The 25,305-nt window shown below is 51.6% G+C and carries 15 protein-coding genes; 7 read left to right on the top strand and 8 right to left on the bottom strand.

All coding sequences use genetic code 11. The features are described from left to right. Positions 1–7: 7 nt before the first annotated feature. The 3 genes from ruvX to FW415_RS11270 are packed head-to-tail and all read right to left on the bottom strand — an operon-like array spanning position 8 to position 1,841. Complete coding sequence (ruvX, locus tag FW415_RS11280) at positions 8–424, bottom strand: Holliday junction resolvase RuvX (RefSeq protein WP_148384862.1); 417 nt, start codon at positions 422–424, stop codon at positions 8–10. 10 nt (positions 425–434) lie between these two features. Continuing rightward, positions 435–1,304, bottom strand: a complete 870-nt coding sequence (locus tag FW415_RS11275; protein WP_148384860.1) for a UbiA-like polyprenyltransferase — start codon at positions 1,302–1,304, stop codon at positions 435–437. A gap of 9 nt (positions 1,305–1,313) precedes the next feature. Further along, entirely contained in the window at positions 1,314–1,841 is a 528-nt protein-coding gene (locus FW415_RS11270; RefSeq protein ID WP_246859005.1) for an RNA methyltransferase, read from the bottom strand. A 68-nt stretch (positions 1,842–1,909) separates the two neighbouring features. Here FW415_RS11270 and mutS point away from each other — a divergent pair, with 68 nt between their 5' ends. Continuing rightward, positions 1,910–4,507: a DNA mismatch repair protein MutS gene (gene mutS / locus FW415_RS11265; protein ID WP_148384858.1), complete on the top strand. Its 2,598-nt coding sequence runs from the start codon at positions 1,910–1,912 to the stop codon at positions 4,505–4,507. Between the two features lie 64 nt (positions 4,508–4,571). Here mutS and FW415_RS11260 read toward each other — a convergent pair whose 3' ends face one another. The 5 genes from FW415_RS11260 to FW415_RS11240 form a co-directional block, all read right to left on the bottom strand. After that, on the bottom strand, positions 4,572–6,269 hold the full coding sequence (locus FW415_RS11260; protein WP_148384857.1) for a SusD/RagB family nutrient-binding outer membrane lipoprotein: 1,698 nt from the start codon (positions 6,267–6,269) through the stop codon (positions 4,572–4,574). Between the two features lie 18 nt (positions 6,270–6,287). Next, positions 6,288–9,590, bottom strand: coding sequence for a SusC/RagA family TonB-linked outer membrane protein (locus FW415_RS11255; RefSeq protein WP_148384854.1), 3,303 nt, complete (start codon positions 9,588–9,590; stop codon positions 6,288–6,290). A 566-nt stretch (positions 9,591–10,156) separates the two neighbouring features. Then, the gene (locus tag FW415_RS11250) at positions 10,157–11,740 is read right to left on the bottom strand and encodes a SusD/RagB family nutrient-binding outer membrane lipoprotein (RefSeq protein WP_148384852.1); all 1,584 of its coding nucleotides are present in this window, start codon (positions 11,738–11,740) and stop codon (positions 10,157–10,159) included. A gap of 30 nt (positions 11,741–11,770) precedes the next feature. Continuing rightward, positions 11,771–15,079, bottom strand: coding sequence for a SusC/RagA family TonB-linked outer membrane protein (locus FW415_RS11245; protein WP_148384849.1), 3,309 nt, complete (start codon positions 15,077–15,079; stop codon positions 11,771–11,773). 771 nt (positions 15,080–15,850) lie between these two features. Further along, positions 15,851–16,888 (bottom strand): LacI family DNA-binding transcriptional regulator, encoded by a 1,038-nt coding sequence (locus tag FW415_RS11240; RefSeq protein ID WP_148384846.1) that lies wholly within the window; start codon positions 16,886–16,888, stop codon positions 15,851–15,853. A gap of 304 nt (positions 16,889–17,192) precedes the next feature. Here FW415_RS11240 and FW415_RS11235 point away from each other — a divergent pair, with 304 nt between their 5' ends. From FW415_RS11235 to FW415_RS11210, 6 genes are all read left to right on the top strand, one after another. Beyond that, complete coding sequence (locus tag FW415_RS11235; RefSeq protein WP_148384844.1) at positions 17,193–18,068, top strand: AraC family transcriptional regulator; 876 nt, start codon at positions 17,193–17,195, stop codon at positions 18,066–18,068. Between the two features lie 123 nt (positions 18,069–18,191). Beyond that, positions 18,192–19,058: an SPFH domain-containing protein gene (locus tag FW415_RS11230; RefSeq protein ID WP_148384841.1), complete on the top strand. Its 867-nt coding sequence runs from the start codon at positions 18,192–18,194 to the stop codon at positions 19,056–19,058. Positions 19,059–19,119: 61 nt separating this feature from the next. After that, a complete protein-coding gene (locus tag FW415_RS11225) occupies positions 19,120–19,305 on the top strand; it encodes a DNA-binding protein (protein ID WP_148384839.1) in 186 nt (61 codons plus the stop codon). 361 nt (positions 19,306–19,666) lie between these two features. Next, positions 19,667–20,266 (top strand): RNA polymerase sigma factor, encoded by a 600-nt coding sequence (locus FW415_RS11220; RefSeq protein ID WP_148384837.1) that lies wholly within the window; start codon positions 19,667–19,669, stop codon positions 20,264–20,266. 112 nt (positions 20,267–20,378) lie between these two features. Further along, complete coding sequence (locus FW415_RS11215) at positions 20,379–21,578, top strand: FecR family protein (RefSeq protein WP_148384834.1); 1,200 nt, start codon at positions 20,379–20,381, stop codon at positions 21,576–21,578. A gap of 232 nt (positions 21,579–21,810) precedes the next feature. Next, entirely contained in the window at positions 21,811–25,299 is a 3,489-nt protein-coding gene (locus FW415_RS11210; protein ID WP_168208777.1) for a SusC/RagA family TonB-linked outer membrane protein, read from the top strand. Positions 25,300–25,305 lie beyond the last annotated feature (6 nt).

Here is a 25,305-nt window from a genome sequence, read left to right as displayed (position 1 = left end):
GAGGCGGTCAACCGGCATTATGATGCAGATACTCCTGCAACATGATCGTAGCGCTGATCTCGTCCACCAATCCTTTATCCCGGCGGTCTTTTTTCTTCATCCCGCTGTCCAGCATGCTTTGAAAGGCCATTTTGGAGGTAAAACGCTCGTCGACTTTTTTCAATGGCATATCCGGGAAGTGTTTTTTCAGGATGCGGATGCATTCCTCCACCAGCGCCGTAGCGTCCGTAACGCTGCCATCCAGGTTGCGGGGCAGACCGATGAGGATCAGCTCTACCGGTTCGGCGGCAAAATATTTTTTCAGATAAGGGATCAGTTCATGGGAAAGGATGGTGCCGAGGCCGCTGGCAATGATCTTCAGCGGATCTGTGACCGCCAGTCCAACGCGTTTTTTTCCGTAGTCGATCGCAAGGATCCTGGGCATGTTGTTCAGTTTAGGATAAGATGAGCATGTCCGCAATCGCGAACACGGCGAATACCACACTGGCTACGCCATTGGTGGTCATAAAGGCGAGGTTCACCCGGGAGAGGTCATCCGGTTTCACGAGACGGTGCTGCATGAACAGCATGAGGATGAAAACTCCCGCACCGATCCAGTACAGCCAGTGAAAACCGCCCATTATGCCGATCGTAGCCGCCAGCGCAGCGGCAACAACGTGCAGCCCTTCCGAGAAACGCAGGCTCCCGGCTTTCCCCAGCCAGGCGGGGATGGAATGCAGCTGCTGGGATTTGTCAAATTCCTCATCCTGCATGGCATAAATAATATCAAACCCCGATACCCAGCATAACACCAGCACACTCAGCAATACCGGCAGCAGGGAGAAATAGCCCGTTACGGCCAGGAATGCGCCGATGGGCGCCAGGGAAAGCCCCACGCCCAGCACCAGGTGGCAAAGTGCAGTGAACCTTTTCGTATAACTGTACCCCAGCACTACCAGCAGCGCTACAGGTGATAAAAAGAAGCAAAGCGGGTTGATGAACCAGGTGGTGACCATGAACAGCACCACATTGCCGGCCACGAAATACAGCGCATTGGCCGGAGAAATGACCCCCGCGGGGATCTCTCTGGCCGCCGTGCGGGGATTGCGCTTGTCGAACTCCGCATCCAGCCAGCGGTTGAAGGCCATGGCCGCGCTCCGGGCAAAGACCATGCATAGCACCACCAGCAGCAGGGCTGTCCAGTTAAACGAATGCCCTTCCCGCGAGATGGCCAGGAAAAAGCCGGTCATCGCAAAGGGCATGGCGAATATCGTGTGGCTGAACTTGACGAGCGACAGGTAATTCCGGATAGTTGCAGAGGCCATATGATCAGTTTACGGTTTCAATTTACAAAAGAGGTCCCACACCACAATACCGGTGCTGACAGCAATATTCAGCGAGTGTTTCATGCCGGATTGCGGTATCTCTATACAGCCGTCCACCATTTTCATCACTTCACTGTCCACCCCCGCTACCTCATTGCCGAATACCAGCGCCAGCGGAGCGCCGGAGGGGCGGAAAACATCCAGTTTCTCACTTTGTACGGCCTGTTCAATGGCCATCACGGTATATCCTTCCTGTTTCAGCGCACCGACGGCTTCCGCCGTAGTCGCAAAATACTGCCACTCCACCGTTTCGGTAGCGCCCAGCGCGGTTTTCTGAATATCCCGGTGCGGGGGCACAGGCGTGTACCCGCAAAGCACAATGCCCTGCAGCAGAAAAGCATCCGCCGTTCTGAATACCGAGCCTACATTGTGCATGCTCCGCACATTATCCAGCACCAGCACCAGCGGCGTTTTGTCCGCTGCCTTGAATTCGGCCACCGTTTTGCGGCCCAGTTCATCCATATTCAACTTGCGCATCCTGCAAAGATAGTTGAAGGTTGGCAAATTTATTACCGATGGAGCGGCTGGCTTCTTATATTTGCCGCATGGCTAAAAGTAAATCGGAAGAAACGCCCCTGATGACGCAGCATAAGGCTATCAAAGCCAGGTATCCTGATGCGGTGCTGCTGTTCCGTGTGGGCGATTTTTATGAAACATTCAATGAAGATGCGGTCATCGCTTCCAGAGTACTGGGTATTGTGCTGACCAAAAGAGCCAATGGCAGCGCTTCCTATGTTGATCTCGCAGGGTTCCCGCACCACTCGCTGGACACCTACCTTCACAAACTCGTGAAAGCCGGGCATCGCGTAGCCATCTGCGATCAGCTGGAAGACCCCAAGACCGTCAAAGGCATTGTAAAACGCGGCGTCACCGAAATGGTCACGCCCGGTGTGGCCGTTAACGACAAACTGCTGGATAACAGCCACAACAACTTCCTCGCCGCCGTTCATTTCGGACAGACGAACCTGGGCGTGGCTTTCCTGGATATCTCCACCGGCGAGTTCTATATCGCGCAGGGCAGCGTGGAGTATGTGGACAAGCTCCTGCAGAGCTTCCGCCCCGCCGAGGTCATCTTTGCCAAGCAACAGCAGAAGCATTTCCGGCAGACCTTCGGCTCCCGCTTCTACACCTACACCCTCGAAGAATGGATCTTCACCAATACCTACGCCCGCGAGATCCTGCACAAACATTTCGAGACGCACTCCCTGAAAGGTTTCGGCGTGGAAGACATGTCGGACGGCATCGTTGCCGCCGGGGCCACCATGCATTACCTGAAAGATACCGAGCATCCCAATCTCCAGCATATTACCGCTCTGCAGCGGATAGACCAGGAAGATTTCCTGTGGATGGACCGCTTCACCATCCGTAACCTGGAACTGTTGCAAAGCACCGTAGAACAGGGAAAGACCCTGATCGGCACGCTGGATAACACCCTCTCCCCCATGGGCGCGCGCCTGCTCAAACGCTGGATCGTTTTCCCGCTGAGAGATATCGCACGCATCAATGAAAGGCTGGATGCCGTGGAGACCCTCATCCGCGAAGCCGACCGTACCCGCGCCTTGCAGCAACACCTCAAGGTGGTGGGCGATCTCGAAAGAGTGGTATCCAAGATCCCCCTGAAAAAGATCAATCCCCGTGAAGTGATGCAGCTGGCCAGAGCCCTGCAACAGGTCACAGAGATCAAAAAGATATTGTCGGATTCCGACAACCCGTACCTGCAGCAACTGCAGGAGCAGATGGACCCCTGCGATACGATCTTGGAAAAGATACTGGCGGAAGTGTCGGACAACCCGCCCGTGCTCGCCAACAAGGGCGGCGTGATACGGGAAGGTGTGCATGAGGAGCTGGACAAGCTCCGGGCCATCGCCACCTCGGGAAAGGAATACCTGCTGCGCATCCAGCAGCAGGAATCCGAAGCCACGGGCATCCCTTCGCTTAAAGTGGCTTTCAACAACGTGTTCGGATACTACCTGGAGGTGACCAATTCGCACAAGCATAAGGTACCGCCCAACTGGATCCGCAAACAGACGCTCGCCAATGCCGAAAGGTACATCACGCCGGAACTGAAAGAATATGAAGAGAAGATCACCGGCGCGGAAGACAAGATACTGGTACTGGAAATGCAACTGTACGATGCATTGCTGCTTGCTTTGCAGGAATACATCCAGCCTATACAGCGGGATGCGCAGGCGCTGGCGAAACTGGACTGCCTGCTGTGCTTCGCGCACAATGCCGTGCAATTCAAATACCGCCGCCCTGTAGTCAACGATGCTTTTCATATCGATATCAAAGATGGCCGCCATCCGGTGATCGAACAGGGACTGCCGCCGGGAGAAAATTATGTGACGAATGATATGCTGCTGCACCAGGACGAACAGCAGGTCATCATCCTGACCGGGCCCAACATGAGCGGTAAATCCGCACTGCTGCGGCAGACGGCGCTGATCACATTGATGGCGCATATCGGCAGCTTCGTTCCCGCCGCATCCGCGGAGATCGGGCTGACCGACAAGATATTTACCCGCGTAGGCGCATCCGATAACCTCAGCGGCGGCGAGAGCACCTTCATGGTGGAGATGAACGAAACCGCCAGCATCATCAACAATATCAGCCCCCGCAGCCTTATCATCCTCGATGAGATCGGCCGCGGTACCAGCACATACGACGGTATTTCCATCGCCTGGAGCATTGTGGAATACCTGCACGACATGACGGCTCACCGGCCCAAAACACTGTTTGCCACACACTATCATGAGCTGAACGAACTGGAGAACACGCATGCCCGTGTAAAGAACTTCCACATCACCAACAAGGAAGTGGGCAACAAGATCATCTTCCTGCGCAAGCTCGCACCCGGCGGCAGCCGCCACAGCTTCGGTATCCATGTGGCGAAGATCGCCGGTATGCCGCCGCAGCTGATTGACCGGGCCAACGAGATACTCTCCCAGCTCGAAAGCCAGCACATTGAATCACCGATGGAACAGATCGCCGCCAAACCGCAGAAAGTACAGCTGAGCATTTTCGATGCGCACAGCGATACGTTCAAGGATATACGCGAAAAGCTGGATTCGGTGGACATCAACCGGCTGACGCCCGTAGAGGCGCTGCTGAAGCTGAGCGAGATCAAGGCGTTGTTACAATAGTCAAAACGCAAAAAACTCCGGGTACACCCCGGAGTTTTTCTTCTTTCATAAACATGCTTCAGCACTATTCCTTATCCCACCAAACTCTTCCGGTCAGCTGGTTAGGCGTACCGTATTCCCCTCCTGCCTGCATTTCAGATATGGCTTGATTGTAATTGGACATGTTGCTGGTATGCGGCACCGGCAGTTCCCAACGGCGCGGGATCGCAGGCACTGTACCATCGATCCGCACCGCCTCCATCGGAAGGATGCCGCCGACCTTCGGATAACCGGTACGTTTCCAGGAACCCCATGCCTCCCAGGGAGACTTGAAGTGGTTCAGGAAGTTCTGTACCCCGATCTTCTCCAGTTGCTGCTCCACCGTTCCCGTGAACGCGATCTCCGGCTCCGCCAGGTATGCCGTCACTGCCGCAGGTGTTACCGCCGTGTAATCAACAATGTTTGCCGCGTCGGCCATCGCATCATATGCCGCGATGGATGCTTTCACGCCGTTCTCATACCACAGCTGCGCGTTCTCACCCACAATGCCTCTCACGGCCAGTTCTGACAGCATAAAGCACATCTCTGCATAGGTCAGCATCGGCTGCGTATAACTGCCCGCACCATTCCCGTCCGAGTTCAGATCGAACAGGCGGTTCTGGAACTGTGACAGGGTATCAACGTTCACGGATACGGACTCGCCGTTTTCGGTGATCTGGTACGTTTTGGTTCCGTACAACCTGCTGGTGGCGGGTTCGTTCACCGCATCCGGACTGGCCGGTACGCCTACGTACTGATCCGGGTTATATACCGCTGTGGCCGGAAATGCGCCGCCGTTCTTCAGGCGGTTGAAGTTCGCTTCCGTCATTTCATTCTTCTTGAAGAACAGGGCCAGGCGGGGATCGCCTGTTTCCTGCAGGAAGTCGATCACGTTTTTCGCGGCCCTGGAGGCATTGCCCTGCGCATTCCAGTTACCGCCGCGGGCAAAGTTGCCATCACCGCCGGAAACGAATTTCCATTCATCCGCATTGGAGGCAAAAAGCCCGGCAGGACTGGCCAGCACTTCCGCAGCGATCGTCCTCACCTTGTCCTCATCCCGTTTCAGCAGACGCATGGCAATTTTCAGGCGAAGCACATTCGCTGCTTTTACCCATTTGGCTGCATCGCCATCGTAAAAAATGTCATACCCTTTGTACGTAACCTGCCCGGCAGCGGGTTTCAGCAGGGAATCCACTGCTGCTTTCAGTTCAGTATCGAACTGTTCGAACAGCGCCTCCTGGTTGTCATACACCGGCGTGAAATTGCCGGTTTCCCGGGCGCTGAGCGCTTCGGAATATGGAATAGAGCCGTTCACATCCGTTACGCGGAAGGCCGCGAACACCTTATGCACTTTAGCGATAGCCACCAGGTTGCGGTACACGCCGCGGTTTTCCTCCGGCATCGCATTCACCATTTTCTCGATCTCCACCAGGTTGCGCCCGATAGTGGTGTAAAAAGCGGAATAGTAACCGTTCACGTTCTGCGGACCGTACATCCCTGCGGCATTGCCGTTCGGGTAAGCAACGGTGAACTGCATCCAGCGCATCAGGTACTGGTAGTTATCATAGAACCACTCAAAATCCCGGTCTACCATCGCTTTCTGGGAGGTGGTGATCATGTACTCCGGGGGCAGCGTGGGCGCCACTTCCGGGTCTGTATTGTATTCGGAAAAATCCTTGGTACAGGCGCCTGCAAAAATTGCCATCGCCAGTACACCGATCCCTGTTTTATGTTTAATATTCATCGTCTTCCTTTTGAAAAATTAGAAACCAAGTTGTACGGTCAGCGCCATATTGCGCACAAAGGGAGCGCCGCCATATTCGGAGAAGGCGCTGGTCTTGTTGTTACGCAGACTTTCCGGGTTGATATCGTCCGGCAGGTTGTTGTAGAGGTAACCGAGGTTACGGCCTACCAGCAACACACGGGCTTTCGTCAGCTTCCAGCGCTCTACCATCTTTGCCGGGAAAGTGTACCCTACAGAAACTTCCCGCAATGCCACATAGGAAGCATCGAACACAGAAGCTTCGCGGATGCCGATGCCCCAGTCCCCGATCATGCTATAGTAGTTGTAGGGAGACAGCGGCTTCACATAACCGGCTTCGTATGCTTCCTGGTAGGTCATCCCTCCTACTTCCTGCTCTGCGCCGGAAGGTGTCCGGATCGTTGTACCGTCAGCGAACACACCATCCGGGATCATGCCGTCGTTGCGCGCGCGGCCTTCGTTATCCGTCCATGCCAGGCCGCCGCTTGCCGCATCACGACCAGCCAGTGTGCTTTCCACGGTACCGCGGCCTGTTCCGTACTGGTGCGAAGCGGAGAAGATATCGCCGCCGATACGCGCCTGCAACAGGAAGCCGAGTGAAAAGTTCTTGTAGCTGAAGTTGTTGTTCAGCCCCAGGTTGAAGTCCGGCGTGATATTGCCCACTTCCGCATAACCGCGCTGGAACTGGTAAGGGAACGAACTGGAGGTAGTGATCACCGGTTTGCCATTTTTGGAGGGATCAGTGGACTGGTACGGCGTGTAGCCATAGTTGGTCGTGATCACCCCATACGGCTTGCCTACCTGCGCGATCACCCGTAAACCCTGATCTTCGCCCATCTCATAAGTGGTGATGCCTTCACCCAGGGAGATGATCTTGTTGGTATTGCGGCTGCCGTTCAGCATCACATCCCAGGAGAAATCTTTATTCTCGATGGGCCTTGCATTGATAGCGATCTCCACACCCTGGTTCTGGAAGTTGCCGGCGTTGATGAAGCGTTTGGACACACCGGATTCCACCGCCACATCCAGGTTCAGTATCTGGTTCTTGATGTTCGTTTTATAATACGCCACATCCACACCCAGCCTGTTGTTCAGGAACCTGACATCCGCGCCGAACTCGATAGAGTTGGCCATGGAAGGTTTCAGGTTGTCATTCGGAAAGATGTCCTTGTTATACAGGTAATACAAAGGCATACCTGTACTGGTTCCGCTGTTCCAGAGCTGTTCCATCTGGTATCCGGAGTTCAGCTGATAAGGATCGGTATCCCCGCCCACTACAGCATAGGAAGCGCGCAGCTTGCCGTACGTGATCGCTGCAGGCAGGCTGCCCTTGAAGGTTTCGGTAAATTCCCAGGCGCCGCTCACGGAGGGGTAGAAATAGGAATAGTTGCCGCCGCCACCGGGGTACATCAGCGCGGAAGACCAGTCATTACGCCCGGTTACGTCCAGGAAGAAAGCATTCTTGTAGGACAGGCTGCCGGACAGGAATATGGAATTGATCTGTTTACGCGCGAGCATCTTGTTGTTGCTGGCGTCCACGGGCCCAACACTGTTGGTGATGGTGTATTGGCCCGGAATACGGAGGCCGCCGTTGGTCCTTGCACTGTACTGGTTACCGATGCCGGAATTCCAGGTTTCAGCGCCAAGGTTCACATCCAGCGTGAAATCCTCGTTATTCAACCGGGGAGAGAACATGGCCATACCGGTGAAAGTGTACTGCGTTCTGTTGGTGCCGGAGATGGCGTAGAGGCCGCGGGAACCGCCGAAGTTGGGGCCCCAGCCGAGCTCGCGCCGGTCGTCCGTATTCTGTTCGTTACTGAAGTTGCCGCGAACGAGGAACTTCAGCCAGTCCGTAGCCGTTGCCGTGAGTGACATATTACCCATCAGCAGCCTTTCATCACGCTCCCAACGGTCGTTATCCAGACTGAACCAATAGTCCGCGCCCGGGTGGGTGGGGTTGATATCGTTCAGCAGGTCCTGCTGCAGCGTGGTTCTGCCCGGGCCACCGAGATAGCGGGCGCTCCAGTATGCGGGATCATAGTTCCGCGGGAAAATGTATATCCATTTCCGGCCGGAGTTCTGCGTGGTATAGTCGCCACCCTGGCGGTTGGGGTTCAATGTATTGCTGAAAGAGTAGGTGATGCCCCCTTCGGCGGACAGCCATTTGGAAACGATGGCGGAAGAACGCAGGGAGAAAGAATTACGCGCGAATTTATTGTTAGGTTCTACGCTGTTGTTATCCAGGCGGGAATAAGAGAAACGGAAGTTCGCCTTATCCGTGCCGCCTTCTACAGCAACGTTGGTGTTGAAATACTTGCCGGTCTGGTACACATACATCTGGTTATCCGGCATGGCGCTATAGGGAACGAACTCGCCATTCGGGAGCCGGGCCATCTGCCCTTCCATTTTCGGGCCGAAGCTGTTGCTGCCAGCCCACTGGATCACATTGCGATTGTCCGCATCTTTGTTGAAGAAACCGGTAGTACCGGCGCCGTACACATTTTGCAGGGCGATCGGTGCGCGGTAAGCATGCTCGAACTGAACGGTCTGGCTTACATCCACGCCAAGGCCCTTGCGGGTAACGCCTTTTTTGGTGGTGATCAGCACGGCGCCGTTGATAGCGCGGGAACCGTACAATGCCGTTGCGGCAGCGCCTTTCAGGATAGATACGCTTTCAAATTCATCCTGGTTGAAATTCTTCAGCACGTTACCAAAGTTCACGGCATCATCCGCAGTTTCATTCTCGAAGATCACCCCATCGATAACGAAGATGGGTTGATCTTTCCCGTTCAGTGATTTGGCGCCGCGCAATACGATACGGTTGGCCGCCTGGGGACCGCCGGCAGCACCGGAAATGTCCACCCCGGCCACTTTACCCTGCAGTGCGGCTACGGGATTGATGGCATTGGTCCTGGCCAGTTCGGAGCCTTTCAGTTCCGTCATGGCGTATCCCAGTTTGCGGGTTTCACGTTTGATGCCGAGAGCGGTGACCACCACTTCATTCAGGCTTTTGGCATCATCTTTCAACACGATGCTGAGCGCACCGTTGCCGGCGGCAGCTTCCTGTGTTTCATATCCCATGAATGAGAACACCAGTGTGGCAGCGGGTTGCACACTGATCGAAAAAGAACCGTCAGCGGCCGTCATGACGCCGTTCCGGGTCCCTTTTTCCATTACGGTTACGCCGGGCAACAGGGTGCCGTTAGCATCCTTCACCGTACCGGTAACCACTTTCTTCTCCTGCGCCCATAAACGGGGAACAAAGAAAGTGAGCAACGTGGCGAGAAAAAGAATTCTTCGCATAGCTTCCTTAGATTTTAATTTGAACGTTGATTTGATAGTTATCCTTAATTGATTAAAATGACAATCCCCGCCCGCAGATCACTGCAGAAAAAAATGTTCACGACATGAAACGCCATGCTGAACCGGCACCTGTGCGGTCCGGCCTACATACACTGTTGGCTGATAATGATGGAAAAAATCAAAAAATGTTCACTGCTACCTATGGGTCTTGTCTTCGTTCATAAGCAAGCAAGTCTACGTTATCTCCGCTATTCATCAGCCGCTATATCAGGAGTAAAACGATTTAGCATTACCCCTAATAAAAAAACCTGTGGTCATCCCTTTCAACATTTCATCTACACACACAGATTTGGCTCATGAAAACGAACAGCTGCAACTTAGCTAATCCTTGTAAATAGACAAAAGAAACTTTAACTTTTTTTTCATAGAATGTTCATATTCCGTTAACAATTATTAAAATAATATCAGGTAGCGATGAGATAGTACGCGGGTTACCGGCTAAAAAAGGAAGCCCCGGGTAGAAGACCCGAGGCTTAAATCTAACTATTCAACGTTCAGCAAAAATGTTATTGTACGTCCCAGAAAAGCTTTGTGGTCAGCTTGTCATCCGCCTGTACCGCCTGGTAATTGGCTGTATTGTAGGTTTGTTCGGATGCCGGGTATTGCCAGCGCATAGGTGGCTGCGACTGGGCATTGGAGTTGTCCACCTCGAAACTGAAGGTAGGCGCGTCCAGCCTTCTGATCTCTGCCCAGTTTTCGTAAGGCTGCACCACACTGTAGTGGATCCACTTCTGCGTGGCGATCAGGTTCAGCTTTGCAGCATTCGTGAGCGCGAGCGTCCAGTTCACAGCAGCAGTTGTTCTATAGGCATTGATCTCGGTATCGTTGGTGGGCGTCAGCGCGCCTCCGGTGGCGTCATTGCTCAGCGTCCTTAGCCAATAGTAATAGTCTATCGATTGTTTGATCCCGTCTTCATAAGCCGTTCTGGCACTGGTGGCATTGCCGGCCTTCAGGTAGTATTCCGCCAGCAGGAAGCTCACCTCGGCGGCATTGATCAGCATGCCGGGGAAGAACTCATTACGGCTGAGTGTAGAGCGGTTATAAATAGCAATGTTGCCGCTCGCGATCGCTGCTTCCTGCGCACTGCGGGTAGCCATCGGGTCGAGGCCATGGTAAACGCCACCGGCATTTGCGCCAGGCTCGAACATAGCCCTGAGCCGGGGATCACTGTTAGCCTTCATGTGATCGATCATCTTTTTCCCTGCAATGTTGCCATTCCAGTCTTCGAGGCCTGTTCTGAATCCTTTGGCATGCAGGTCCGAGTTCAGGTCATAAACATCGATCCGGATATTATCCGTATTTGTTCCAACCAGGGGATAAGAAGCACTGTTGCCCAGTATCTGCGCAATCTCGGTATTGGCCCTTGCCTGGAAAGCCGGAACGCCGGATACCCTCATGAGCATTCTCAACCGCAGCGAGTTGCAATATTTCCTCCAGAGAACAAGGCTGCCATTGTTGATCAGGTCCATGCTTTCGAACCGCGCTATAAGGGCAGTAGGAATGGTGATGGTATTCAACTCGTCTGCAAATGCTTTCAGATCATCCAGCATTTTGGTGTAGATCTCCGTTGCGGGATCATACTTTGCAGCGGACTTCTGGTAATCACCACCATTGGTACTGAGCATACCCGCTGCAGACCAGGGAATAGCACCATGAAGATCTACAGAGCGCTGTGTCAGATCGTAGAAGAAAATAGTGGACGTGAGCATGTAAATACGCTGGTTGGTCTTGTCATCATCAGCAAGACCGTTATAGATCTTCTGCAGTTCCCTGTATTGGCCCAGCACATTGTAATAATTGTTCCAGCGATCATTTACCGCTGCACCACCCGGTACATACTGGTTATCCCCGTTTTGCCATCCTATGGATTGCGAAAAGCGATCGAGCGTGATCCGGAGTATCACAAAATAGTGCCAGTAGGAAGGCACTACATATTCCCGGCTGGTGTAGATAACCCCTGCGTATTGTTTTTCTATTGATGATGTGGCTACTGTTGCGGGATTCGTATAGCTGTCCCGGAACTCCTTCCTGGAGCAGCTCATGGTACCTGCCAGCAGCACTGAGAATAGAACGAAATATATCTTTTTCATAAAAAGTCTTTGTTGTGATCTGAATGAGATTTAGAAACTGGCCCTGACCATTACACCCATTGTTCTTGTGCTTGGGTTGGTACCGGTATTAGTTAGTGACTGGTGCCATCTTGAACCGGCCGTAGTCTGTTCCGCATCCAGATCTTTCAGTGTACGGTAAAGATAGAAGAGGTTCCTGCCGAAAACAGATGCCTGGAGCCTTTTAGCCCCGATCTTGCCGGCAATGTTAGCAGGAAGATTATAGCTCAATGAAAGCTCTCTCATTTTGATGTATGAGTTCTTCTGCACATACAGCTCGTAGCGGGAATAGCTATACTGAGGCCCACCCCAGTTGTAAGTATTCCAGTAGTAGAATGCCTGGGACATCACATTGGTGTTAGGCAGACCGTCCTGTGTCACACCTTCCATCAGCATACCGTCATGAAACACCTGCTCACCATTCGGGCCTTGCGCAGCGTCCGTACGCACACCTTTGCCGTTCGAAACATAGTAGCTGAGACCACCACTTTCCTTGTCCATATATTTCAGGCTCTCTTCCAGCAAACCGCGGCTGATCATCCAGTTGATGCCAGTCGGCATAACATGCCCACCGATACGGAAGTCCAACACCGCTTCGAGAGCGAAGGATTTGTAAGCGAATGTATTAATGAAACCACCAACCAGCTTCGGCATGGCATTGCCTACCTTTACCATCCCCTCATCCAGTTTGTACAGACCATTAGACTCGATGATCGCTTCTCCTTTTGAATTTCTGGCGATGGGATGCACATAGAAGTCGCCCATTGGTTGTCCAACTTTGGAGATCAACTGTGCTGCGTTACCATCGTAATCAGCATGCAACAGCTCGTCGGAACCTGTAGCCAGTTTTACCACCTTGTTCTTGTTCCATGCTACGTTGAAGGTGGAATTCCAGGAGAAGTTCCTCTGCTTGATGAGTGAGCCATTCACTCCAATCTCCAGACCTTTGTTGTGCAAAGTACCGATGTTGGTCAGCACAGAAGTAGCGCCGGTAGACGCGGCGATCGTTAAAGGCAATATCTGGTCTATGATCCTGGCATCATAGTAAGATACATCCAGCTCCAGTCTGTTGTTAAGGAACCTGGTCTGCAAACCGAACTCAAACTCTTTCTTTATTTCCGCGCGGATGCCGTCGTTACCGAATGTCGTAGGTATTGTTGTATAGATTACGGGTTGACCACCTGATTTCTGTACGCCGAGCGTATTCTGGTTGTAGGCGATGTTAGCCTGGTAAATGGTCGGGTAGTTGCCCACCATGCCCCATGATGCACGCAGCTTGCCGAAGTTCATGAAAGCTGGCATCTGGAATGCATCGGAGAAAACAAAACCGGCATTCACTGAAGGATACAGGAAGCTGTTGTCATCCGGGTGCATAGTAGAGGTCCTGTCGCTCCGAAGTGTTGCTTCCAGGAATAAATAATTCTTATACGCCAGGTTGGCTGTTCCGAAGAAGGCATCCCTTACATGGCTGTTCCGGAAATTCAGGTCGTTGTTGGCGCCCGCTGTATTAACGGAAGCCCGCAGGTCAAACCAGTTCTCAACGCTAAGACCGCCATTGGTCTCCCGTTGCAGCGCTGTGTTGGTTTCTTTTGTTGCTGTATAACCGCCCATGATGCTCAGGTCCACATCAGCAATCTTTTTGGTATAGGTCAGGAGCGCGTCGCCATACAGGATCGTACTGTTGTAATTCTGCATTCCGTAATATCCGCTGTTACCGAAAGCGAGCGGCCTTTCGGTGGTCTGCCTGCTTTCCGTCTTCGAAGATGTAAAGTCCGTAGCGATCCTTGCACGCAGCTTCAGATCGTTGATGATCTGCCAGGTATTGGTCATGCTGGCGATCACGCGGTTGCTCAACTCTTCTTCCCTGTGTTCTTTCACACGCCATACATAGTCCGCAATATCGCCCCGGAAGCCGGGATAGAGAATATTCTCTGAAGGTGTAAGGCTTTGCTCCGACCCGGTCACGAAGCGGTATCCTTTGCTGGTCTTGTATTTGTCCAGGTACCAGTCCGCATTGTCGAAACGCCCGATCATCCCGGTAAAATTGTTGATCATGCGGTCAATGGAATAGGGACGGTTCTTGGTTTTTTGGTTGATGTAGTTCACGAGGATGTCCGTAGTCACCCTGCTTCCCAGTTGCAGCGTGCTGTTCAGGTTAGCGATGTTCTTGGAGTTGTCTGCTCCGAGGCTCACACCCTGATTGTCCTGGCGGGTCAGGGAAAGGCGGAAATTACCATTGTTGCCCGACTGTGAAATAGCTACAGTCACAGCGGAGTTGTTCGCCGTTCTGAACAGTCCTTTATAGTTATCTTCCTGGGCTTCATACGGCCTGATCTTTCCATCCCATGTCAGTGTAGGCTGACCGTCAAATTTAGGGCCGAAGTTGATCGTATGGCCAAGTACGCCTCTTGTTTCCTTTACGCCATCGCCATCCAGGTCATGATAAATGAATCCGGCGGCATCCTGTCCGCCATTGCTCACATGCAGTGGCGCACCGGGGCCTCTTACATTCTGATAGCGGGGCAGGTAAGCTACTTCATCAAAATTGTAGTTGGCATTCACATCCACACTGAAACCTTTTGCTTTCTTGGTCGTCACCAGCAATACGCCGTTCACGGCTTCTGAGCCGTACAGCGCAGCAGCAGGCGCACCTTTCAATACGGTAATGCTTTCAATGTCTTCCGGGTTAAGGTCCAGCAGCCCGTTACCCCTCAGGCGCTGATCTCCCCAATAGTTGTTGTTGGTCACTTCACCATCGCGGATGGGCACACCGTCCATCACGATCAGTGGCTGGCTTCTGCCGGTGATGGTATTGATACCGCGGATGGTGATGTTAGCTGCACTTGTTGCACCGCCCGGGGTGGCACCGATACGAACGCCGGGAGCTTTACCATAAAGCGCGGTTGCGAAATTGGGCGAACCGGTTTTAGTGAGGTCTTCTCCTTTCACGGTACTCACGGCATAACCAAGCGCCTTCTGCTGCCGGTTGATACCAAACGAGGTCACCACCACTTCCTGCAGATCTCCCGTTCCTAATTCAAGTGTGATATTCAATCGCTCACTGCTCGCTGCCACTTCCTTTGTCTTATATCCTATAAATGAAATCACCAGGGTTGCATTGGAAGGAACACTGATGCTGAAATTGCCATTCTCTCCGGTAACTGTTGCGTTGGTCGTTCCTTTTTCAACCACTGTGGCGCCAATGAGCCCAAGCCCCGTGTCATCTTTCACGGCGCCCCTGATTGTTCTTTTCTCCTGTGCCATCAGCATTGCATTGCAAGCGAACAAGCACAAAAGCACTAATAGTAGTGATCTTTTCATTGTTGTCTGTTTTAAAATTGAGATAAACTAAGCTGTTAGGAATAAATACATGCTGCCCTGCAGCCATGCTGCGATGCCGGTTCACTGTTTGTTTATATGCCGGAAGTTGCGGGTACGAAATCCCGTTAGCACGGATTGATCCTGCTTTGACTGATTCTTTGTTTCACTGTTTGCGGCCTTGCTGAACGTTTGACGAATAGCATGTACATGTATGGTCATGAGTCATGCATACCCGCTATGTGTACAAAGGCCAGATGTTGATCCTGGTTGAACGTTTACGTTTAAGCTTTAAAAAATAATTAACTCGATCTAGCTGAAATACGTTGAATTGAATAGATTTTTTGGAAATACCTTGGCTGAAGTTGAAATGCTCGTTAGATTCTAGTCTGAATTTGCCGGCTCACTGTTTACCGGATCACGTGAAATGCTCTATGGTATTTACTCGTTGAAAGACAGGCCTGGCCACTGTTTTACCAGCCCGATAAAAATTAGTCCCGATGTTTAGTTTAGCGTTTAGTTAGGTATTAATAATGCTGTTCACTGCGTTTTACTAAAACGTTTTAGTAAAAATTTATAAAAAAAGAACCGCTTCGGGTTCTGGATTTTTACGCCTGTTTTGTCTGTTCACTGCGTGGATATAGGCATCTGGCCGCATATTCACAACTCAAACATATTTAACTTTTTGTTAAAAAACAAAACTGTATGCAACTTTTTTTTCAAAATGCTAAAACTGAATCAACTTATCACAAAATAGCATTATCGGGGCTTGTTTCAGGCCGGCACCTGTTGCCCGATCTTCCTGCAGGATTCCCGCTTTATGAGAGTGGCGGGCAGTATCACCTGGTTGATCTGGCTGGTATTCCCGTTCAGTTCATGCATGAGCACTTGTATGAGGTTGCGGGCAATATCGTTGATCGGTTGCGCCACACAGGTGATGCCGGGGGTGTGTAAGCGGAACAGGTCATGATCATCAAAACTGATCAGTGCCACATCCTCTCCGATCTTCAATCCCAGCTCCTTTATACTCTCAATCCCGTAAATACCGAGGTAGTTGGTGCTGAAGAATATGGCATCCAGGTCCGGAATACCTTTGATAAATGATTTGATCTGTTCCACGGCTTCTTTGCTGGTGGCGGTGAAGGGTATTTTCTTCAGCATCCTGCGGGGGAAGCTGGCATTATGCGCTTTCATGGCCGCGGTGAAACCATTGAGGCGTTCCTTCATTTGTATCTGTTCAGAGGTGGTGGTGACCAGCGCGATTTTGCTGTATCCCGTATCCAGCAGATACTCCGCGGCGTCATAGGCGCCCTGGAAGTTATTCACCATCACATAATTGGTGGGTATCTGCGGAAGATAACGGTCCATCAGCACCATGGGCTTGCGGGCATTCTTGAGGGCTTCGATCTCTTTATCCAGACTGGGTGTGGGCGTGATGATGTACCCGTCTACCTGCCGGTATTCCAGCACTTCCAGCAAACCTTTTGCCTTGACCTGGTCGTCCTCCGTACTGCCGTACAACACTTTGTACCCGAATTTGTCCGCCTCCTCCTCTACGATCTTGGCCACATTGGCAAAGAAGTGGTTGGCAATGTCCTCCACAATGAGCCCGATGGTCTTCGTCTTGCCAGTGCGCAGGCCCCTGGCAAGCTGATTAGGTTTGTATTTCAGTTTGCTGGCCAGCTTGAGGATCTTCTTGCTTACCTGGTCGCTGATCCTTTTTTCCTTCGCTTTGCCATTCAGTACAAATGATACGGTGGTAGGTGAAACACCGGCTTGTTTAGCGATATCTTTGATTGATACTCCTTTCATATGTGGTCAGAGGTCGTTGCTGTGCTTAATCGATTTAGCATAGACAAGGTACGTAAATATCATGAAATGAAAAAGAAATCCCGGCCCGGATTGCCTTTGCAGCCTGCTTTACAGCGAAAACGGCCACCGGTAAGCGATTTTATTCCCATCTGCTAAAATTATGGTGAAAACCTGACAATTCCCGTAAGATATTTCTGCAGACTTGTACTTTTTTAACTTAAATTTAATAATTTGGCAAAATAGAATTCAAAATGGCAGACGTTTAAAGCCAACTTTTTCATAGGACTAAAACCAATAAGGAAGCATGAAACCCATTCTTATCAAAGTGGGGGCCTTTGCCGACAACCAGATCACCATTATAGAGCGATGCGATCCCTTTTTTAATACGCCCTTCCATTTCCATCCCGAATGCGAACTGGTGTATGTTACCGAAAGTCATGGCAAGAGAATTGTTGGAGACAGCATAGAGAGCTTTGATGTAGGGGATATGGTGTTCCTGGGGCCTAATATCCCGCATGTCTGGTATAATGACGAGGCTTATCATCATCACGACGAGTCGGTAAAAGCGCGCTCGGTCGTTATTTATTTTCCGAAAGACATATTTGGCGACAAATTCTACGGCCTGCCGGAGACCAAAGCACTGACCGATCTGTTTCACCGGGCACAGCGCGGCATGAAGATCATCGGCGACACCCAGGAGAAGCTGAAAGAGGAAATACTTACCCTGCCGCGGAAAGAAGGGCTGGAGCGGATCATTTCCCTGCTGAACATCCTCCGGGTACTGTCCGAGACGAAGGACTGCTACTACCTTGCCAGTACGGGATATTCCCATGCCTATAATGTAAAGGACAATCACAAGATAGACGAGGTGTTCAAATACGTGATGAACAACTTTTCAAAGGAGATCTCCCTGCAGGATGTGGCAGGCATTACCAATCTTTCCCCGCAATCGTTCTGCCGTTTTTTCAAGAACCGGACGAAGAAATCTTTTGTGCAGTTCCTCAACGAGGTCCGCATCGGCCATGCCTGCAAGCGCCTGACGGAAGAGGACTGGTCCATTGCGGAGATCGCGTATTCCTGCGGGTTCAAGAACCTGTCCAACTTCAACCGCTTTTTCAAGGAGATTGTGGGAAAAACGCCGAAGGAATACAAGAATGAGCTGCGGCTGAAGGAGGGTTGAGTAAAACCGGCCTGCCGTACCGGGCATTTTCCGCGGGGGCGTTCCCCGCGGATTTTTTTTGGGGATCAGAAAAGGATGGTTATATTTGATATCAAATTGATATCACTTTAAAATTCCCCTATCATGGAAAAAATAACCAGACCGGTATCCGGTTACCTCGCCTTTGCCTTATCCATTCTCACTTTCCTCGGTGGCATCTACGCCATCATACAAACTTCCCGGGGAGAAAGCGGGTGGATCATCGCTACGATCATTCTCTTTCTTCTGTTCATTTTTATTTCCAAGGGTATCATGATCGTGAATCCGAACCATTCGCGGGTACTGACCTTCTTTGGCAAGTATGTTGGCACAGTGAAGCAGAATGGTTTGTTATGGGTGAATCCTCTTTTCCGCTCGCAGAATATTTCTTTGCGCGCACACAATCTGAACGGGCAAACATTGAAGGTGAATGACAAGATGGGGAACCCTATCGAGATCGCTGCGGTGATCGTGTGGCAGGTAAGCGATACTTATAAGGCGGCTTTTGAGGTGGAAGGGTTCCAGCAATATGTGAATGTGCAGAGCGAAGCGGCGGTGCGGCATCTTGCCACCAATTGCCCTTATGAAAGAATGAATGACGAGAACGCCGAAATATCGCTCCGTGATGGTGGAGAAAAGGTAAATGAATTGCTGGAACAGGAACTGAACGACCGCCTTTTCGCAGCAGGCATCACTGTGAGGGAAGCACGCATCAGTCATCTCGCCTATGCGCCGGAGATTGCAGGCGCCATGCTGCAGCGTCAGCAGGCCACGGCTATTGTGGCTGCGCGCAGCAAGATCGTGGAAGGTGCTGTGGGCATGGTGGAAATGGCGCTGGAACAGCTATCGCGCAAACAGATCGTGTCGCTGGACGAGGAACGGAAAGCCGCCATGGTAAGTAATCTCATGGTAGTGCTCTGCGCCGAAAAAGCAGCAACGCCGGTGTTGAATACCGGATCTTTGTATCAATAAGCGTATGATTCCGGTAATCCCGGTAAATAAAAGGACTGCAAATCTTTATCAATAAGCATTCATGGCTGGAAAAGAAAAAAAATCCTTTGTGTTGCGGATAGATGGCGCTACGTATGAAGCGCTGGAGCGCTGGGCGGCGGATGAATTCAGGAGCGTCAACGGGCAAATGGAATGGATCATCGCCCAGGCGCTAAAGGAAGCAGGGAGGCTGCCGAAAGGAAAGGATAAAAAGGAGGAGAAGAAATAGATCGTTTAGCTATTGAGCAGCTGGCCCGGGCCGGCTGTTCTTTTATCCGGTTCCGGGGCATGAGTCCGGATATTGACAGGGGCACGGTTTCGATCGCCAGCTCCGCGACCGGGCGCGACCGGTCATCTTATTTAGGAATGGTCATATCATTGCCGGCTCACCGATGGAAGTCCAGCCTTAACCCCTTCATTAAACAAACCATTGCATATCCGGCAGAATTTAACGAAATTCGTTCTTCAGTTGTGTACAGCTAATGGTCGTCCGGTTGCTTCAGGTAACCGGCTTTCAGTCAAAATCTCTTTATACGATAAGCCTTTCACCATTCAATCCCCACACAGATTAATTAACTAATATCGCTTCATTGAACGACGGTCATTTTATTGATGCTCCTGACCTGTATAAACGGATTGCCGCCGGCGATGAATCTGCGTTCAGGAATCTCTTTGAGGTCTACGCCCCGCGCCTGCAGGCTATGGCGGCACGTATCACAGGATCAGCAGCTGTGGCGGACGACCTGGTGCAGGATACCTTTCTCAAGATATGGGTCGCGCGGGACCAGCTTGCGGAAGTGGCGCAACCCGGCGCCTGGATCAAAAAGATCTGTTTTTTCCAGGCAGTGAACTACGTCCGCCGCCAAACCATTCGCGACAAAGTCATGCATACCGTCGGATATGAAAAAGACAACGCAGGTAAAGCTTTGCCTGTGGCGGAAATAATTGAATTCCGCCAGTTGCTTGACCTGGTGAACAAAGCCGTGCAGCAATTACCGGAAAAACAACAACAGATCTACCGCCTGAGCCGGGAACAGGCACTCAGCATCAGTGAAATTGCCCAGCATATGGACCTGGCCATCAGCACCGTAAAAAATTTGCTGGTCATGGCGCTGAAAAACATCCGCGCCACGCTGCAAAAGGCCGGATATCCTCTGCTGCTGGCCATATTGATAGATATATTCATCTGAATAAATAAACGCCCGAAAAAATCCGCTTTTTTTCGGTACCAATCGTCCGCTCAATTGTCTGGTATAGATAGGGGACATAAAAAGCCTTCGTTTTACCTGTATATCATCTTACATGGAAAAAAAAGCCCGATTAGCATATTTACTGGACCGCCTGGCCACACATACCGCCACGGAGGAAGAACTGAATGAATTAACCGGTCTGGTTGACCAGGATGATGCCGGCGTTGCTATCGATGAGGTGGAAAGCTGGCTGCAGGAACACCGGCCGCAACCGTTGCCCGACTACGATCAGCAGCGCTGGATGCAGGTAGCAGACCAGATATTGCGGTCGGATAAATTATTGGCAGACCCGGTTGCCAGACCGGCGCAGCGGGTGCATTTCCTCCATAAATGGGGATGGGCTGCTGCGGTGGTGCTCTTGTTTGGCACGGGCGCCTGGCTTGTCAACCGTTATCGTCAGCCGGAGCCAGCCTCCATAACCGCCGGAACCCGGCTATTGGATGTGGATCCAGGAAAAAATGGCGCTATCCTTACATTGAGCGACGGTTCGCAGATGGTGCTGGACAGCGCCGGCAACGGCATTATCACCCGGCAGAACGGCACTGCCGTCGTATTGAAAAACGACGGGCTGCAATATACACCCGAAGCCCCCGGAACAGGGGAAGTGAAATATAATACCATCACTACGTCAAAAGGGCGGCAATTCCGTGTGGTACTGCCGGATGGCACCAAAGTATGGCTCAATGCCGCCAGTACCCTGCAGTTCCCCGTAGCATTCACGGGAAAGGAAAGAGTGGTGGAACTTACGGGGGAAGCCTATTTTGAAGTGGCCAAAAATGCATCGCAACCCTTCAAACTAAAAGCAGCCGGGAAAATGGACATCGCAGTGCTTGGCACCGCATTCAATGTCAACGCCTATACGAATGAAAAGCACAGCTACGCCACACTGGTGGAAGGAGCGGTGAGCATATCCCTTACCGGTGAAACCGGCAGCGCCGTGGTATTAAAACCGGGAGACCAGGTGCAGGCAGGCAGCACTGGCATGGACGTAACACAAAATGCAAACGTGGAAAAAGCTATCGCCTGGAAGAACGGCCTCTTCAATTTTGACGGGGTGGGCCTGCGGGAAATGATGCGCCAGCTGGAACGCTGGTACGATCTGGAAGTAGTGTACGAAGGGAATGTGCCGGATGTACTGTTTTTCGGGGAGATGAGCAGAACGCTGAAACTCTCTGATGTATTGACCGGCCTTGAAAGGTCCGATGTGCATTTTCGCCTGGAAGAAGGCCGCCGCCTGATCGTAATGCCTTAAATACAATAACTGAAATACTATGCCATCATTTAAATCAATCAATTAAAAAAAATCGACCGGCAAAAAAAACCGGAAGTGCGGCTAACACTTCCGGAAAGGTTGCTGGCTGATTCAAAATCGGGTTTCGAGACCTCCATCTTTAACAACCAAACGTTGCAAATCTATGCAAAAAACTGCTTATTGGAGCCGTTGGGACTTGCCGTGCCGGCTCCCAACCAAAATGCTCCGGATCATGAGATTTACCAGTACTCTCCTTCTTGCCATTAGTTTACATGTATCAGCCAGCACATTTTCGCAATCCATCACATTCTCCGGAAGGGATGTGCCTATGAAAAAGCTCTTTGCCACCATTAAAAAGCAGACAGGTTTTGTTGTATGGGGCAAATCCGAGCTGCTGCAGCGGGCCGGCACCGTATCCGTATCTGTACAGAACATGCCGCTGGCCAGGTTTCTGGACCTGGTTGTAAAAGATCAGCCGTTCAATTATAAAATAGCGGACAATACCATCATGCTGTATAGCAAACCTGTCTATGCTACCGGGCTAAACATGTCTCCGGAAAGCGAATCGCCGGTAACCGGGCGGGTAACGGACAGTACGGGCGTTCCCCTGATCGGCGCTACGGTACTGGTTATGGGCACCAACCAGTCAACCATCACCAACACCACAGGGAATTTTACGCTTTCCGTAACGGCAGGCAACATCCTCCGCATCAGTTTTATAGGGTTCAAAACAAGAGAGATACCTGTTACAAGCGCCATGCTGGAAACGGGGAACATCGGCAATATTGTGCTGCCGGCTATCTCGTCTACGCTGACGGAACTGAATGTTACCGCCAACACCGGATACCAGTCCATTCCAAAGGAAAGGGCCACAGGATCGTTTAGCGTGATCACGGAAGAAACCCTGGGCGCCAGAATGGAAACCAGTATTATGGACCGGCTGGAAGGTACCGTGCCAGGACTTTTCATGCAGAACGGGGAAGTCAATATCCGCGGGCTCTCCACACTCTACGGTAACCAGCGGCCGCTGTATGTGGTAGACGGCTTTCCGTATGAAGGAGATCTGAATTTCCTCAACCCTGCTGATGTGGTGAATGTAACGGTGATGAAAGATGCGGCGGCAGCCTCCATTTACGGTACCAGAGCCGCCAACGGCGTGATCTCCATCACTACCCGCCACGGCAGCAACCGCAAGCTGACCGTCAATTACAGCAGCACTGCATTCTTCACGGCCAAGCCGGATGCCGGTTACATGAACCTGCTCAATTCTTCCCAGATGGTAGATCTGCAGCGGGAAACCTTCAACATGTGGCACCCCACTTACAACGATGCCATCAGACGCGCGGGCCAGCCTAAAGCCATGGAGGCGCTGTACAACCACGAACAGGGCCTGATCGATGAAATGGAACTCAATACTATCCTGGATAATCTGAGGAAAGCAGACGGGCAAAGCCAGGTGGAAGACCTGCTCATGCGCAGCCGCATCAAACATCGCCACGCTTTTTCCGTTAGCGGCGGGAACGATATTCACCAGTATAATATCATGATGAATTATACTGGCGACAGGGACTACGGGTTGCGTACCCGTACTGAAGACATCAACATAGGGCTGAAAGACAGGATAAAAGTGTTTGAATGGCTGGACGCTGAAATAGGTGCCTTTACGAATATCCGTGATAATACATTCAGTACGGAGTTCCCGGATACCTATTACCGCGGCATGCCCTATGAGATCTTCCGAAATCCCGATGGAAGCCCCGTTCCGGTCACCAAGCTGAAATCGCCTTACGAGATCGAACGGCTGAAAAGCATCGGATTGTATGACGAAACATTTTATCCGCTCGAAGAACTGGATAAAGCGGGTTTTTCCAATTCCGCGAATTATTTCAGACTGCAGGGGGGCTTCACAGTGAAGATAATCAGCGGTCTTACGCTGGACCTGAAGTACCAGACAGAGCGCGGAAGCAGCTATAGTAAATCTTACTACGCCTCCGATTCCTATTATACCAAAAATATGATCAACGATGCGGCGCAACTCATAAACGGCGAACTGGTGAAAAATGTACCAGACGGCGGGCGGTTATTCGAAACAAGAGGAAGCTCAAAATCCTATACCGCCCGCGCACAACTGAATTACGACAAGCGTATCAGCCCGAAACATCACCTGTCTGCCCTCGCCGGCATGGAGCGCCGGGCCATCGTAAATTCATCTACCTCCGTATTCAAAATGGGCTACAACGATAACAACCTTCAATACCTGCCCGTAGATGAAATTGCCCTCGGTAACCTGAAGGGAACACAATCCCTCACCAGCACGTTCTCCTGGAGATACAACCAGAATAACAATTTCAATTATACTGAAGACCGGTATATTTCAGCCTATGCCAACGCCGGTTACACCTTTAACGGAAAATACAATGTTACCGGCAGCGTGCGTATAGACAACTCCAACCTCTTCGGTACCGATCCCCGGTACCGCTATGTGCCCCTGTGGTCTGTTGGCGCCAGTTGGAGGTTAACGGAAGAGGACTTCATGAAGGATATCAGTTGGCTGAACAGCCTGAGCATCCGTTCTACTTATGGCCTCGGAGGGAACGTGGCCAGAACGGTAGGGCCTTACCTGCAGGCAAGGTCAACCTTCTTTTCCGAAGCCAATGCCACCGCCACCGATATCATCTATCCGCCCAACAAATTGTTAAGATGGGAGCGCACCGCTACTACTAACGTTGGTATTGACTTTACCGTGCTGAATAACCGCGTGTCCGGCTCAATAGATTATTACATCCGCAACACCACAGACCTGTTGGGAGAAAAAGCCATCGACCCTACGAATGCATTCCCAAGCGCCCTGATCAATTACGGCAGCCTGAACAACAAAGGCATCGAACTGGCGCTCAACACCCGGAATATCGTAAAACAACACTTTACCTGGAGCAGCACGCTGTCCATAAGTTTCAACAAGAACAGGATGACCGAGATCAATACACTCGGAGAGACCTACCTTGTTCTCACGGGAGGATACGGTGTAAACCGTATCGGCTACCCGATGGACGCGGTGTTCAGCTTCCGGTCTGCCGGACTTGACCCCACCAACGGCTCCATGAGGGTATATGATGCTGCCGGAAAAGTGGTCACTAACTACGATCAGACCGGTACCATCGTTGCGAATATGACGGACATCAACGGCCTCGTATACAGCGGTACGCTGCGTCCCAAATATACTTCCGGCTTCACCAACAGCTTTTCCTACAAGCAGCTTTCGCTCAGCATCATGATCATCGCCAACGGCGGTCATGTGATGAGAGATGTGGTGCCGGCGCTTAACTACGGCTCCCTCAACAGGAATGTAGATGCCAGGGCCATGAATTTCTGGCGCCAGCCCGGCGATGAAAATATTCCCGGCATGGCGCCTGCGCCAGACCTGAAGGGTAATGGCGGCAGCTATTACACGCTTATCTGGTATGCGTCCGATCAAAATGTGCTCAAAGCAGATTTTGTCAAGGTAAGGGACATTGCGCTTTCCTACAATTTTGCGCCCATGCTGTCCCGCATCAAAAAACTCTCCTCCGCCAAACTGACGCTGCAGGTGCAAAATCCTTTCCGCTGGGTGAACAACTCCGTTGGGATCGATCCTGAGGCTTACGAGATCGCCAGCCAGTACGCTAACAGAAGGTTGCCGGTGATGCCAGTTTACATGGCCGGAATAGATATCACATTCTAAAACGAG

The sequence above is a fragment of the Chitinophaga sp. XS-30 genome, from assembly GCF_008086345.1.
GTDB lineage: Bacteria > Bacteroidota > Bacteroidia > Chitinophagales > Chitinophagaceae > Chitinophaga.
Note: the sequence above shows the minus strand (reverse complement) of the source record. Positions and strands in the feature narration are given on the sequence as shown.